General features: G+C 66.8%; 16 protein-coding genes. 5 read left to right on the top strand and 11 right to left on the bottom strand.

Annotated elements, in window-relative coordinates:
- Positions 1-133 precede the first annotated feature (133 nt).
- Together PKE71_RS16375 and PKE71_RS16370 are read left to right on the top strand one after the other, a co-directional pair.
- Entirely contained in the window at positions 134-973 is an 840-nt protein-coding gene (locus PKE71_RS16375) for a thioredoxin family protein (RefSeq protein ID WP_271188084.1), read from the top strand.
- 6 nt (positions 974-979) lie between these two features.
- Positions 980-1,804, top strand: coding sequence for a PhzF family phenazine biosynthesis protein (locus PKE71_RS16370; protein WP_271188083.1), 825 nt, complete (start codon positions 980-982; stop codon positions 1,802-1,804).
- Here PKE71_RS16370 and PKE71_RS16365 read toward each other — a convergent pair.
- Positions 1,801-2,232: a hypothetical protein gene (locus tag PKE71_RS16365; protein ID WP_271188082.1), complete on the bottom strand. Its 432-nt coding sequence runs from the start codon at positions 2,230-2,232 to the stop codon at positions 1,801-1,803. The two genes, PKE71_RS16370 and PKE71_RS16365, sit on opposite strands and share 4 nt — an antisense overlap.
- Before the next feature lie 204 nt (positions 2,233-2,436).
- Here PKE71_RS16365 and PKE71_RS16360 point away from each other — a divergent pair, with 204 nt between their 5' ends.
- On the top strand, positions 2,437-3,735 hold the full coding sequence (locus PKE71_RS16360; protein WP_271188081.1) for a trypsin-like serine peptidase: 1,299 nt from the start codon (positions 2,437-2,439) through the stop codon (positions 3,733-3,735).
- Positions 3,736-3,912: 177 nt separating this feature from the next.
- Here the strand turns inward: PKE71_RS16360 and PKE71_RS16355 are convergent, their stop codons facing one another.
- A complete protein-coding gene (locus PKE71_RS16355; protein ID WP_271188080.1) occupies positions 3,913-5,160 on the bottom strand; it encodes an alpha/beta hydrolase-fold protein in 1,248 nt (415 codons plus the stop codon).
- A gap of 67 nt (positions 5,161-5,227) precedes the next feature.
- Between PKE71_RS16355 and PKE71_RS16350 the strand changes: the two genes are divergently transcribed.
- Positions 5,228-5,911: a lysoplasmalogenase gene (locus tag PKE71_RS16350; protein ID WP_271188079.1), complete on the top strand. Its 684-nt coding sequence runs from the start codon at positions 5,228-5,230 to the stop codon at positions 5,909-5,911.
- A 39-nt stretch (positions 5,912-5,950) separates the two neighbouring features.
- Here PKE71_RS16350 and PKE71_RS16345 read toward each other — a convergent pair whose 3' ends face one another.
- The 5 genes from PKE71_RS16345 to PKE71_RS16325 all read right to left on the bottom strand — a co-directional run bounded on the left by PKE71_RS16345 (position 5,951) and on the right by PKE71_RS16325 (position 9,665).
- Complete coding sequence (locus PKE71_RS16345; protein ID WP_271188078.1) at positions 5,951-7,063, bottom strand: DUF481 domain-containing protein; 1,113 nt, start codon at positions 7,061-7,063, stop codon at positions 5,951-5,953.
- Positions 7,064-7,194: 131 nt separating this feature from the next.
- The gene (gene rpoH, locus PKE71_RS16340; RefSeq protein WP_271188077.1) at positions 7,195-8,082 is read right to left on the bottom strand and encodes an RNA polymerase sigma factor RpoH; all 888 of its coding nucleotides are present in this window, start codon (positions 8,080-8,082) and stop codon (positions 7,195-7,197) included.
- Positions 8,083-8,243: 161 nt separating this feature from the next.
- The gene (locus PKE71_RS16335; protein ID WP_271188076.1) at positions 8,244-8,633 is read right to left on the bottom strand and encodes a DUF6768 family protein; all 390 of its coding nucleotides are present in this window, start codon (positions 8,631-8,633) and stop codon (positions 8,244-8,246) included.
- Complete coding sequence (locus tag PKE71_RS16330) at positions 8,620-9,198, bottom strand: RNA polymerase sigma factor (RefSeq protein WP_271188075.1); 579 nt, start codon at positions 9,196-9,198, stop codon at positions 8,620-8,622. Before PKE71_RS16330 ends, PKE71_RS16335 begins: the two co-directional genes overlap by 14 nt.
- A 65-nt stretch (positions 9,199-9,263) precedes the next feature.
- Positions 9,264-9,665: a hypothetical protein gene (locus tag PKE71_RS16325; protein WP_271188074.1), complete on the bottom strand. Its 402-nt coding sequence runs from the start codon at positions 9,663-9,665 to the stop codon at positions 9,264-9,266.
- Positions 9,666-9,834: 169 nt separating this feature from the next.
- Here PKE71_RS16325 and PKE71_RS16320 point away from each other — a divergent pair, with 169 nt between their 5' ends.
- Complete coding sequence (locus PKE71_RS16320; protein ID WP_271188073.1) at positions 9,835-10,665, top strand: penicillin-binding transpeptidase domain-containing protein; 831 nt, start codon at positions 9,835-9,837, stop codon at positions 10,663-10,665.
- A gap of 302 nt (positions 10,666-10,967) precedes the next feature.
- Here PKE71_RS16320 and PKE71_RS16315 read toward each other — a convergent pair whose 3' ends face one another.
- The 4 genes from PKE71_RS16315 to PKE71_RS16300 form a co-directional block, all read right to left on the bottom strand.
- Complete coding sequence (locus PKE71_RS16315; protein WP_271188072.1) at positions 10,968-11,360, bottom strand: RcnB family protein; 393 nt, start codon at positions 11,358-11,360, stop codon at positions 10,968-10,970.
- Between the two features lie 88 nt (positions 11,361-11,448).
- Entirely contained in the window at positions 11,449-11,961 is a 513-nt protein-coding gene (locus PKE71_RS16310; RefSeq protein WP_271188071.1) for a DUF1697 domain-containing protein, read from the bottom strand.
- Positions 11,962-11,983: 22 nt separating this feature from the next.
- Positions 11,984-12,550 carry an HNH endonuclease gene (locus PKE71_RS16305; RefSeq protein ID WP_271188070.1) on the bottom strand — a complete coding sequence of 189 codons (567 nt, stop codon included), beginning with the start codon at positions 12,548-12,550 and terminating at the stop codon, positions 11,984-11,986.
- Positions 12,551-12,768: 218 nt separating this feature from the next.
- Positions 12,769-13,434, bottom strand: coding sequence for an alpha/beta hydrolase (locus PKE71_RS16300; protein ID WP_271188069.1), 666 nt, complete (start codon positions 13,432-13,434; stop codon positions 12,769-12,771).
- Positions 13,435-13,442: the final 8 nt, after the last annotated feature.

Here is a 13,442-nt window from a genome sequence, read left to right as displayed (position 1 = left end):
GCGAGCACCGGGATTCACCCCTTCCGCCCGGCTGTGCCGGGCACCTTCCCCGTCAAGGGGAAGGATGGGTGCTCTGCTGGCCCCCGCCCTGTCCCTGTGCTTTTCTGGCGGCACCACAGAATGAGAGTTCCCCATGCGCATCACTGCCGCCGTGCTCGGCTTCCTGCTTTTTCTCATGCCCATGGTCGCTGCGGCCGAGGGCGATCATCCGCGGCCTTTCGACGGCAATTACGACGCCATGCCGGTGGTCGATGCCGCACTGGCTCAGGCGCGGGCCGAGGACAAGCGCCTGCTGCTCGTGCTCGGCGCCAACTGGTGCCATGACAGCCGCGGCCTGGCGCATCATTTCGAGGACCCCGAGCTCGCCGCCACGCTGGAACAGTCCTTTGTCACCCGCTTCATCGATGTGGACTGGCGCAATGAAAACCAGGACGTGGCCGCCCGGTTCGGCATTACCGCGCTCTATGCGACGCCGACCGTTCTGATCGTCGATCCCGAAGAGGAAGTCCTGCTGAACCGTGAGGCCCGAAATGACTGGTCGAGCGCCGCCTCGACGCCGGTCGAGGAAGCGCGCGCCTGGTTTGCCAAATGGGCGGATCAGGGCCCGGCCTCGGCCGGCCTGCTGGAAGGCTCGCTGACCTATCAGGCGATGCTGCTGGAAATCGAGGTGTTCGAGGATGAGGAGGCCGCCCGCCTCGCCCGGGCCTATCGCGACATCGCCACCTGGCGCGCCCTGCCCGCCTCCGAACGGCCGGAGAATTTCGCCGCGCTGGACGGCGAGGTGGAAGCCTGGCGCCGGGCGCTGCCACGCCAGATCAGCCGGCTGCAATCGCGCGCCCGCAGCCTGGTCGCCGAAGCGCTGAGCGAACGGGCCGGCGATGGCCCGGTGACGATCGAGACCGTGGCGGCGCTGGATGCGGACGAACCCGATCTCGCGCTCGATTTCGAGCCGCATGTCTCCTCTGCCTGGTAACGCCCCATGACCCGCCTGCCCTACTATGAAATCCACTCCTTCGCCGATCCGGACGTCCCGTTCAGCGGCAATCCGGCCGGTGTCTGCGTAATGGATGCCTTTCCCGGCGACGCTGTCCTCGCCGGTATCGCCAACTCCAACAACCTGTCCGAAACGGCCTTCGTCGTCCCAAGCGGCAAGGACCGGTGGGATCTGCGCTGGTTCACGCCGGCGGTCGAGGTCGATCTGTGCGGTCACGCCACGTTCGCGGCGGGCGCGGTGCTGCTGGAAACCGGTGCCGTGCGCGGCGAGACCGCGCATTTCCAGACGCGCTCCGGCCCTTTGAGCGTCAGCCGCAGCGCGGCCGGTTTCACGATGGATCTGCCGCAGGTCGGCTTTCATGCCGGCAAGCCGGATACCGCGACGCGCAACGCGCTCGGCCTGTCCGGACACGAGCTGGACGCCATGTTCGATATCGAGCGGATTCACGGCGCGCGCTATCAGATGTGGGTTGTGGCGGATGAGGACACCGTGCGGGAGGTCCGCCCCGATCTCGGACAGCTTCGCACCATCGGCAAAAATGTGATCATCACCGCGCCCGGCGACGCGGTCGATTTCGTCTCTCGCTTCTTCGCGCCGGCTTCAGGCGTTGACGAGGACCCGGTGACCGGCTCGGCCCACTGTTCGCTCGCGCCTTACTGGTCGGATCGCCTGGGTGAGACCCGTCTGACAGCCCGCCAGATCGGCCCGCGCCCCGGCCGGCTCGAGGTGGAACCGGCCGCAGGGCGCGTCACCTTCCACGGTCACGCGCCCCGCTATCTGGACGGTGCGATCATCCTGCCGGACGCCTAGTAGCCTCGGTACGGGCGGCCATGCGGGCGGTCATAGTGACGACCGCGCGGATACTCGATCCGCACATCGATCCACTGGCGGCGGCCATAGCGGTCGGCGACGTAGAAACCGCCATCGCGCGAACGGTAGACAAGGCCGGGCGAGGCATAGCGGCTGCGCTCATAGCGCGGGTGGCCGTAATGGCGGTCCCAGCGGCCGGCTTCATAGCGCCAGGCACGCGGCGGGCAGTCGATCACCCGGCGGTCGCGGAAGTCCTCGCGGCGGTCGCGCCGGCCGTCATAGTGGCGGCGATCGCGGCGATCCTCGCGCAGATCCGGGCAGGCTGCAGCGTTCAGGACCCAGGTGTCAGCCTGGGCAGCGCCGGCCATGGAGATGCTGCCGACGGTCGAGAGTGCCAGGGCAGCGGCTATGGTCTTGATACCGAACATGATCTCAGTCCTTTCCTGTCAGGTCGGTGCCCTCCTCGTCCGCCATCAAGCCACAGCCGGCCCGAACCTGGCTTGAATGCCCTGTTCAGGGGACGGTCATCTTTGTGGCGCTCTGATAGGCAGGGTGACGCTTGGTTTTGCCGCTGAACTGGCGGATAAGCGCCTGAGCACTTGGCCTGAGCACTTGGGGGGAACAGGAAAGTCATGAAACGTCGCGTCTGGATTGCTGCTGCCTTGCTTTTCGCCGTCTCGCCACTGGCCGCTGCCCAGGATGCGCGGGACGAGCCGGCTCTGGCCGGAGCGCCGTCACCGGACGCCGAACGCCTGTCCAGCCGCGACCTGTCCCGCTGGCTCCAGGGCAAGCCGCCCAAGCCCGGCGCCACGCCGGCGGCCGGCCGGTATTCCGGCGATGACACCTGCCAGTGGGCCAATGACGGCGAGTGCGATGATCCCGGCATCGGCACCGGCGCCTGTGAACGCGGCACGGACTATTCCGACTGCTGGCGCATCGTGGAGGGGGTCGAGGACAATTCCTGCCGCTGGGCGAATGATGGCGAGTGCGACGAGCCGGGCTTCGGCACCGGCGCCTGCACCCAGGCGACCGACCTCAATGATTGCGGCGAGATCATCCATCTGCGTTTTCGCAATGACAGCTGCGAGGCCGCCTTCGACGGTGTGTGCAACGAGCCCGGCGTCGGTGACGGCACCTGCGCCGAACGCACCGACCGGGCCGACTGCACCGGCCGTGATCGTCCGATGGGGATCAACGACCATTATTTCGGCCATGACGACCGGGTGTTCATGGATACCTCCGTGTTTCCCTGGAGCGTGATCGGCCAGGTCGATTTCGACGCCGGTGGCGCCTGCACGGCGACGCTGATCGCCGACACGGTGCTGATCACCGCCTCGCACTGCATCAGCGAGGACGGGCGGCTGGATGCGCGCGGCGTCTTCCGCACGGCCTATGCCCGCGAGGGCGGTCCGCTGGAAGCGCGGGTGATCGACTACTTCAATTCCCCCGACTGGGATGAGGAGCGCTTTTCCTCGACCGACGATCTGGACGGGACCGACTGGGCGCTGCTGCGCATCGACCGTCCGCTCGGCGCAGAACTGGGCCATGTCGGAGCCCGCGGCCTGATCGATACGGCCGGCGCGCAGCGGGCCCTGGAAGCGGAGCTGTTCCAGGCCGGCTACAGCTGGGATACCGGCACCCACCTGTCGGGCAATCTGGGCTGCCACATTGTCGAGGTCTTCAACGACAACACCATGGCCCACAACTGCGACACCACCCGCGGGGATTCGGGTTCGCCCTTCATGGTGCGTGAGGGCGACGAGTATTTCATCGTCGCGACGGACTCGAATTTCCGGTCGAACCCCGGCGGCCCGATGATCTATATCGCGACGCGCTCGGAAGGCTGGCTGCCCTATCTGGACGATTTCATCGCCGGCCGGATCGGCAATGACAGCCCCCGCCCGCGCGGTCCCGGCAAGCCGCCGAAATAACAACAGGGCTTCCCCTGCGTGAGCGGGGGAAGTGGCCGAGCCCGGCCTTGGGCCGGGTGAGGTCGAAGGGGGTGAGTCATCCGTGCGCGCTAACGCGCTCTGCGCCACTTCGCGCCGCCCCCCCACAGTCCGCTGACGCGGACAGCTCCCCCGCAAGCGGGGCGAGCCCTGCATTCCTCAATCTTCCCCCAGAAGCGCGACCAGGCCGTCCGCCAGGGCGTGGCGCCAGCCGGCAATGTCGTGGCCACCAGGGAATATCGCCAGCTCCGCTTCATAGCCGGCGGCTGTCAGGGCGGTGCCGAAACGGCGGTTGGCGTCGAGCATGACATGGCCTCCATTGGTGCTGGTCTCGACATATTCCAGCTGTCCCGCGGCCAGATAGAAGCGCGGCGCCCGGGCCCCGGCCGGCCGCAGGTCCCGGCCCAGCCATTCCGCCGCTTCACCCTCCGGCGCCCAGTAGAACGACCCCGACAAGGAGATCACCCCGCCAAACGCCTCCGGCCGCTGCAGCGCGGCCCGGGCGGCAGCGAGGCCGCGGCGGGATGCGCCGGCCAGGATGACCTGACCCGGCGCCGGTTCGAGGCCCTGCTGCGCCAGTGCAGGCAGGAGTTCGTCGGCAAGAAAACCGACCTGGTCGTCATAGCGGCGGGTCTCGCTGAGCGTGTCGAGCTGGTCGATCAGGACCAGGTTCACCGGCGGGATTTCGCCTGCTGCCGCAAGGTTGGCCGCGATCTCCCAAGCGGGGGCACGCACCCCCCACAGAAATGCATCATAGATCACCAATAGCGGTGACATCAGTGTTGCATCAGGGTTGCGGTAGAGCTGCACAGTGACCCGTCTTTCAAGCGCGCCGCTCTCCACGAAGAGGACTTCCGGCTCGCGCTGGCGGCGCGACGGCCAGGGACGCTGCGGCGCCGGATCGGGGGCCCGGTCGAGACGCAGGACGGCCTCGGCGCCGGATCCGCGCAGATGCCGCGGATTGTGCGGATCGGACCGGCGCTGCCAGCGCTCGCCATCGAAGACGAGGAAGGAGTAGACCGCCTCGATCTCGCGCGGCACGTCCAGCGTGGTCCACCAGATTCCGGTCTCGCCGATGCGCTGGAGCGGCAGGGTAAAGTCATCGACATAGTCGGTGACCGGCTGCCGGGCGTAAGGCGCGGCGATGACGCTGTCCAGGCGGACGCCGCTGACCGAAGGTGCCGTCTTGTAGACGAAGGTGACGCGGGCAAGCGCGTCGTCGCCGGGGTGCGGCTCGATGAGGGGCAGGCTGCGCGCCGACAGGCCGCGCCAGGCCTCCTCGCCGGCATGGGGGCGTTCGTCCAGCATCGCGATCGCAGCCGCGACAGCCTGCGGCGGCTGGGCGCGCGACGGCGCCGTGCACAACAGGGCGAGCACGGCCAGACCCCATCCCCATCTTCCCCACATGCCAAAGAAACCTTTTGCCGCCGCACCGGCCAGTCTAGCCTGTTGCAGCCCAGAGGGGAGACAGGCAATGACATCCACGCTTCGCACGCTGGCCGGCGACCGCCGCTCGCAGATCGTCCTGATCCTGTCGGCCCTGTTTGCCCTGACCTATCTGTTTGACGATTTTGGCCTTTCCGCCCCCTACCCCGCCGATGTGGCGATCAAGGCCGCCGGCATCGTGCTGCTGGCCGTGTTCGCCCTTATCCACGGACATCGCATCCTGGCACTGGGGCTCTTCCTGGGATCGCTGGGCGATATCTTCCTGGCGCTGGAGCCGGCGCAGCTGCCGCTGGGCATTGCCGCCTTCGGCCTCGGCCATCTCGTCTACATCTTCCTGTTCGCCCGCATCCGGCTGGAAGATGGCGGCCGCGGCGGCTGGAGCCGGATCGCGGCGCTCGCCCTGGCAGGCTATGGCGTGGTGATGCTGGCCTGGCTGCAGCCCTATTTCGGCGATCTCCAGCTGCCGGCCTCGATCTATAACGGCATCATCCTGGTGATGACCGTGCTCGCCGTGATCGGCCGCGTGCCGCCACTGGCCACGGCCGGCGCCCTCCTGTTCCTGGTTTCCGACAGCGTACTCGCGGTGCGGCTGTTCACCGGCTATCTGGAATGGGCCGGCCCGGTGGTGTGGGTGACATACTATCTCGGACAGGCCGGCATTGCGCTCGGTCTGGCTCTGGACGGCAAGTCGGCAAGGGCCGACCCGAATTAGCGATCCGTCCGCCAGAAGGCAGCCGGAACTCGGGAACGCCTAGAATTCGTGGACGATCGAGAAGTCCAGCCGGCTGTCGGTTTCCTCGCGGCCGGGCTGGGCGTCGAACTCGTGCTTGACGCGATAGCCCAGCTCCAGCCCCCAGTCCTCGCTGATGGCGGTGGTCAGCTTGAAGCGCTGCTCGGCGCGTGAGGCCGGGCCGGCCAGCAGCGTCGTCTCCGAGGAGAATTGCGCGGTTTCCGTCACCGCGAAATCATAGACCGAGCCCAGTTCGAGCACCCATTGCGTCACGCCGCCCTCATCGGTGGGGACGCGGTGGCGGGCACCGGGGCCGGCGCGCAGGACCCAGCTGGTGCGGTCATCGTCGAGGGCGTGCAGCGTCGCACCGGCCGACAGGACAGCGGTATAGTCGAAGCCGGACATGCGGTCCTGCTCGTAGCTGGAGCCGAGATAGAAGCTCCAGGCATCGACCGTCGGCCGCTCGCCGCGGGCCTCGACCAGCCAGCGGTCGCGCGTCACATTGCCGTCGCTCTCGGTGTAGAAATATTCCGTCTTGCCGTCGAAGCCCCAGCCGCCATTGAGCGGCCGGCTGACCTCCAGCGCCATCGAGTAATTGGTCTGGTCGGTATTGCCGCTGTCGACGGCGAGGCCTGCCTTGGCGCGGCCATCCCAGTGATAGGGGTGCAGCCAGTCCATGCGGCCGGGCCAGTGCGCGGTCCGGGGCGCCTCCACCTCGCCGGGCTCGACCGTGTCCGTGCCGCTGTCATGCTCCGTGGTCCCGGCGCCGGACGGTGCGGCCACCGTCTCGTCATCGGTATCCGGCGCATCGACGATGGTAACCTGCGGCGTGCCGCGGCGGGCGGCCTGGACGATTTCCGGCTCCAGCGGGACCGTGTCGCGGGCGGTCTGGTCCCAGGCGCGCAGCACATCGAGACGGCGCGGCAGCAATTCAGCGACAGCCGCGCGGACATCGGACCGGCCACCCGGTGTAACCGTGGCGATCAGATCGGCCGTGGCGAGGAATTCCTCGTCGTCCTGGCGGACATCGGCGGCGGCCAGCAGGGCCCGGTACTCGCGGGACAGTTCGGCATGAGCCGTTGACGGGCAGAGCATTACCGCAGCGCCGAGAAGCGGGGTCAGACGAACACGCATACGCAAACCTTTCGTGTGCCGGCAGACCTAACGGCCGAAGGCCGTCAGGTCCAGACATGCACAGTGCAAAAGGTGCGCAATCACCGCGTTTTCGAAGGATAGACCCGGTGTCTGCTTTCGCGAAAAACGTTCTAGTTGAGAAGACCCTGTTCGGCCGCCATCGACTTCATCGCCTTTTGAAGCTTTTCGAAGGCGCGGACCTCGATCTGGCGGATACGCTCACGCGACACGCCATACTGGTCGGCCAGTTCTTCCAGCGTCTTGGGCTCTTCGGTCAGGCGGCGTTCCTGCAGGATGTGCTGTTCGCGCTCATTGAGCTCGCCCATGGCCGACTGCAGCAGCGTCATGCGCGTATCGAACTCGTCGGACTGGACCAGCTCGTCTTCCTGGCTTTCCGCATTGTCATCGGCCAGCCAGTCCTGCCACTGGCCCTCACCCTCGGTGCCGCGCAGCGGCGCGTTGAGCGAGGCATCGGGTCCGGACAGGCGCCCGTTCATCGACACGACGTCCTCGGTGGTCACGCCCAGCTTGGTGGCGATCGCCTCGACCTGTTCCGGCTTGAGATCGCCCTCTTCCAGGGCCTGCATCTGGCTCTTCATGCGGCGCAGGTTGAAGAACAGCTTCTTCTGGGCCGCGGTCGTGCCCATCTTCACCAGCGACCAGGACCGCAGGATGTATTCCTGGATCGAGGCGCGGATCCACCACATGGCATAGGTCGCCAGGCGGAAACCCTTTTCCGGATCGAATTTCTTGACCGCCTGCATCAGGCCGACATTGCCTTCCGAGATCACCTCGGCGACCGGCAGGCCGTAGCCGCGATAGCCCATGGCGATCTTGGCGACGAGACGCAGGTGAGAGGTCACCAGCTTCTCGGCGGCTTCGGGATCCTCGTGCTCGCGCCAGCGCTTGCCCAGCATGAATTCCTCATCCTTGGACAGCATCGGGAAGCGGCGGATCTCCGCCAGGTAGCTCGACAGGCCCTGTTCGGGCGAGAGCGCGACTGAAAGTGCGTTGGCCATGATGACATCCTATCCCTTCGGCAGCCTGCGGGCATGCGTCATTTTCACGCCCCCCGGATGCCGCGTCCGAAGCCTATTTAGGAACCGATTGCGCCAATTGTTAGTCCCTCACAGTGCTGTGATCTGCATGACTGTCATTCGTGAATGACCGAGCCGGGCGCTCAGGCTTTCTCCGGCAGCCTTGCCCGGGCGATCTGCAGCTCCAGACGCTTGATCTCGCGCAGAGTGCGATTGGTCATCATCTGATTGCCCAGGCTGGACTTCATGAACAGGCCGATCACCAGCGAGGCCAGGATCAGCACCGCCCAGCGGACGGTCATCACCGGATCGGTGGTCTGGAACATCTGCCAGGCGCCCCAGATCGCCAGCCCGGCCCCGGCGATGTTGGTGATATAGGCCACCCACATCACCCAGGCGAGCTTGCCGCGGAATACCGAGAGCGCCTGGCTGAAATAGCCGGGCTCGTCCTCGAACTCGGCCAGCAGGGCCCGGTCGTCGGCATCGAGCGCTTCGGCGATGAGCGCGTCGAGTTCGCTGTCACTGCGTGTCATCACTGTCTCCTTCTCTGTCAGGTTCGAGCGCGGCACGGATTTTCCGCCGCGCATGCATCAGGCGTGTCTTGACGGTTCCGGCCGGAATACCGAGCGCCACGGCGATCTCGGCGACCGAGAAACCGTCCATGTAATGAAGGCCCATGGCTGCCCGCTGGGCCGGCGGCAGGGCCGCAATGGCCCGGGAGACGCGCGCGAGGTCGGACCGGGCTTCGGCCTCGGGCCATTCGACCCGCCCCTGGCCGGGATCGCTGGCCAGGTCGTGAGCGGTGCGGCGGGTGCGCTGGATACGGGAGACGGCCTGTGCAGCCTTGCGCGTCACGATGCGGTAGCTCCAGGCCGGGAAGGCGACCGGGTCGCGCAGACGCGGCAAGCCCCGGACGATATCCACCCAGGCTTCCTGCAGCACGTCGCGCGCCATGTCGGAGGTATCGGTCAGCCGCCGGGCATGGGCGAGCAATCGCGGCTGCCAGCAGGCCGCCAGATGCCCGAATGCCGTGCGGTCGCCTGCCTGCGCGGCAAGCACCTGGCTTTCCTGGAAAATTCTCTGGACGTCGCGCCGCACCGGACCGCTCCTGACCGACGATCACCTGCCGTCAGGTCAAAGGTGCCCGAAATGCGCGAACCGGTTCAATCGCGTTTGGGAACGCCCGCCTGGAAGCGCAGATAGCCGCGTTCCACCATGCGCCGCATGGCCTCATAGGCCTCGCACAGCTCGTCATAGGCCGAGCGCAGATGGGTCAGCCGCTGGACTTCCTGTTCCGACAGGGGCGAGCGCGAGCGTGCTGCCGACATCGCCGCATCCACCCAGGCGCCGCGCGCCTTGGAAGCGGACAGGGCCAGGTTCTGGAAATCCTCGATGGTGACGTGATGGATCGTCTTGCTCATCACGGCCTGATTGGCGGCAAACACCGTATAGTCGATCTGTTCGAGATGGCCGCGGCGCTTGCGCTGCTCGACCGGATCCTCGACCAGGTCCGGCTCGAAATGGTCCGAGATCCGGCGATAGCTCGATGTCATCGTCTTGGCCATGGCGACACCTCCTTATGGGCATCCATGGCCGACGCTAGCACAGGATGCATTAACGCCCGGTGTAAACCGGCCGCCCTGACAAAACCCTCACAAGGCCCCGCCCGCGCCGCAAATTCGCCTGCCCGCGACAGCAAGAGATGGCCGCCAATCAAGCAAGGGGACACTCCACATGCGCACACCCATGATCGCCATCGCCGCCACACTGGCGCTGTTTCACGCGGCACCGGCCGCCGCCCAGCCGGCCTCGCCGGATCTCGACGCCGCGCTCGCCAGCGCCGGGGTCGATACGGACACCGCGACCTTCATCGCCCGCCGTCTCGAGGACGGTGCGGAATGGGTGGTGAATGCGGACCGCAGCGCGATCCGCTTCCCGCCGGCCTCGACCTCGAAAATCCCGCACACGCTGATCGCGCTGGAAACCGGCTTTGCCGAACCGGACACGCATTTCGAATGGGACGGCCGGATGCGTGAATTCGATGTCTGGAATCAGGACCAGACCATGACGAGTGCTTTCCGCGTCTCGGCGGTCTGGGTCTATCAGCGCATGACCGCGACGCTGGGCGGCGGGACCATGGCGGCCTGGCTGGACCGGTTCGACTATGGCAATGAGACGATCGGCGGCGAGGCCGACCTGACGCAATACTGGCTGGACGGGCCGCTGGAGATCTCGGCCCGCGAACAGGTGGATTTTCTGGAACGCCTGGCGCTGGACCGGCTGCCGGTGTCTGCGGAGACGATGGCCGAAGCCCGCGACATCATGCAGGTCGCCACGGGCGAGGACGATCGCGGCCCCTGGACGCTCTATGCCAAGACCGGCTGGCGTTTCCGCGACGCAGCGCTGGATACGGGCTGGTATGTCGGCTGGGTGGAACGCCCAGGCGAGACCTGGGCGTTTGCGCTGAACATGGACATGCCGGAGCGCGCCGATGTCGCCCGGCGCCGGCCGGCCGCCATTGCGGCGCTGATCGCTCTGGATGTTCTGCCCGAGGGGGCTGAATAGCCGGGAGTTGAGAAGGGTATCGGGAAGCGGAAACACCAAGTGGCGTTTGGGACGTAGGGGGCACCGGGCCTTCCCGCTTCCCGATCTGTGTTACGGCGTGGCCGGGCCGCCGCCGAAGATCAGCACGAGAGAACCGCTGACGAAGGCAATGGCGTAGAAATACAGCCGGATTTTCTGCCTCATGGCGGGGCTCTCTTGTCTGCGTCGTTCTTGCCGGAGAAACGGCCTCCCGACACTTTGGTTCCCGGGGTGCTGCAGATTTTTTTGCACCCCGGGAAAGGAGGCCGGGAAACCGGTCCCGGTCAGTCCACCAGATCGGCCACGATACGGGTGGCCGCATCGATCAGCAGCACCTCGTCATCGACGCGCACATAGTAGTGGCCATGCGGCGGGGGCGAGAGCTGATAGCGGCTGTATTCGCGCACCACGACATACTCTTCGCGCTCGAACCGGTCGCCGATGCGCCAGGCATCGCGCTGGCCGTCGCGATAGCCCTGTTCATAGGCCCGCGCCTCGTCACGGCGGTCGTGGCGGTGATGATCGCCCGGCCCGCAGCGCCCCTGACGTTCAAGGCCCGGCGGACAGTGCGGCGGGTCGGCCTGTACGGGTGCGCCGGCCAGCAGGGCCAGCCCGGCAGCCGCCACTGTGCCGCGCAGAATATTCCTGCAAGTCGCGGACGGATGGAAATGTTTCATGTCCAACCTCCTTCACTGGGGACAGGAGGTGAAACGGCCGGACGCGGCCGGAGTTCCCGGGCTGCACGCTGTGCCAGTGCCGGGAGGCTCAGGTCCGGGCGGCCAGGGCGATCAGTTTCGCCACCGTGTTGAGATTGCGGCCGGTGCCGGTTTTCGTTGCCGGAACAACGAGTTTCGACTGCGCCATCCCGTCGCCGTAATGGATGTAGATTTCCCGCTCGCCGGCGGCGATCTGCTCGTCGGCCCGGTGGCGCAGCGTCGCTTCCAGATCGGCCGGCGGCGCCGCGTCGAGGAAGTGCACGATGCAGCGGTTTCCCGCCGCTTCGGGAAACGGGTTGGCGTCGAGCACGGCCTGCATCGCGTCCGGCGAGCGCATCACGACACCCACCGGCTTGCCGGCATAGGCCTCCAGCGCGGCTTCCAGCGCCGCGCGGGCCTCATCGGCCGTCATCGCGCTTTCGAAGACGAGATTGCCGCTGGCAATATAGGTGCGCGGATTGTCGAAGCCGATCTGCCCGGCCATCGCCCGCAGCTCCGCCATGGGCAGTTTGCCGGTCCCGCCGACATTGACGGCGCGCAGAAGGGCGATGTGTGTGGGCATGGCGTCGTCCGGAAACCGCGGCTCAGCGTTCCAGTTCGATATCCCAGTAGAGATAGTCGAGCCAGCTTTCGTGCAGGAATTTCGGCGGGAATTTCCGGCCCTGGGCCTGCAGTTCGTGCATGTTGGGGCGCTGCGGCGGGCGGCGCAGCGGCATGCCGGCCTCGCGCGGGGTGCGGCCGCCCTTCTTCAGATTGCAGGGCCCGCAGGCGGCGACGATGTTTTCCCAGCTGGTCTTGCCGCCCTGGCGGCGCGGGATGACATGGTCGAACGTCAGCTGGTCGACACCCGGCGCGCCGCAATAGGCGCATTTGAAGCCGTCGCGCAGCCACACATTATAGCGCGTGAAGGCAGGCGAGCGGTCCTGGGTGATATAGTCGCGCAGCGCCACGACCGAGGGCACATGCATCTCGAAAGAGGGCGAGTGCACGACCTCGTCATAATGGGAGACGACGGCGACGCGTTCGAGGAAGACGTTCTTGATGGCTTCCTGCCAGGGCCAGGTCGACAGCGGCCAGTAGCTCAGCGGCTGGTAGTCCGCATTCAGCACCAGACAGGGCCATCCCTGCGGCGCCCGGTCAAGCACCTGCATGGCGACCTCCCTCGACAACGCCGCCGGAGCGGCCGCTGAGGGGGTGTGTATTCTGGACAGGCGTCCTGAAAGCTCACCTCCCGTCGCGCTCAAGAGGCGGATTCGTTTCGACGAATCATCTCGCATCCCGAGCTCGGGAGAAGGTTACAGCCATTCGCGTGACACGCCTATGACGGTCTTGAGAATCTTGCGTGTCGGCCCGGCAGGACCTGCCTTCGCTAGAGATAGCGGCCCGACAGGGCCCGGCCCAGAAAGTGGGCGCCCAGTTCCAGGCCGTCTTGGCCGATCGAGTGCGGAATGCCCTGCGAGATATGCCACTGCGCGCCGTGTCCGGCCGCGGCGATATGTTCGAGCGCGTCGAACATGAAGCCCAGCGGCAGCACCTGGTCCTGGTCGCCGTGGATCAGCATGAGGGGCGGTTTCGAGGCCATCTCTTCCTTCAGGCGCGCCCCGCCCGGCAGGGCACCGGAAAAGCCCAGTATCCCGGCCAGCGGCCGCTTGCGCCGCAGGCCGGCATGCAGCGACAGCATCGTGCCCTGGGAGAAACCGCACAGGACAAGGTCCTGCTCGCTCAGCCGGTAGCGGTGCAGTTCCTGGTCGATGAAGGCATCGACGATGGGCCAGGCCGCGCTGGCGCCCGTCTCGATGCGCTGCGGGTCGAGATTGGAGATCGGGAACCATTGATACCCGTCCGGCGCGCCCGGCACCGGGTCCGGCGCATTCGGCGACACCCATTGCACATGCGGCAGATCCTTCGCCCAGTGCTGGCCCAGGGAGATCAGGTCCTGCCCGTTCGACCCGTATCCATGCAGGAAGATCACAAGTTTCTTCGGCGCCTGTCCGTCGCGCGGGGCCAGGCGGGGTCCGTCGATGGGTCGTGACATTAAAGGCT

Source organism: Maricaulis virginensis, from assembly GCF_027922185.1.
Lineage (GTDB): Bacteria > Pseudomonadota > Alphaproteobacteria > Caulobacterales > Maricaulaceae > Maricaulis > Maricaulis virginensis.
This window is presented reverse-complemented; position numbering and strand designations above follow the sequence as displayed.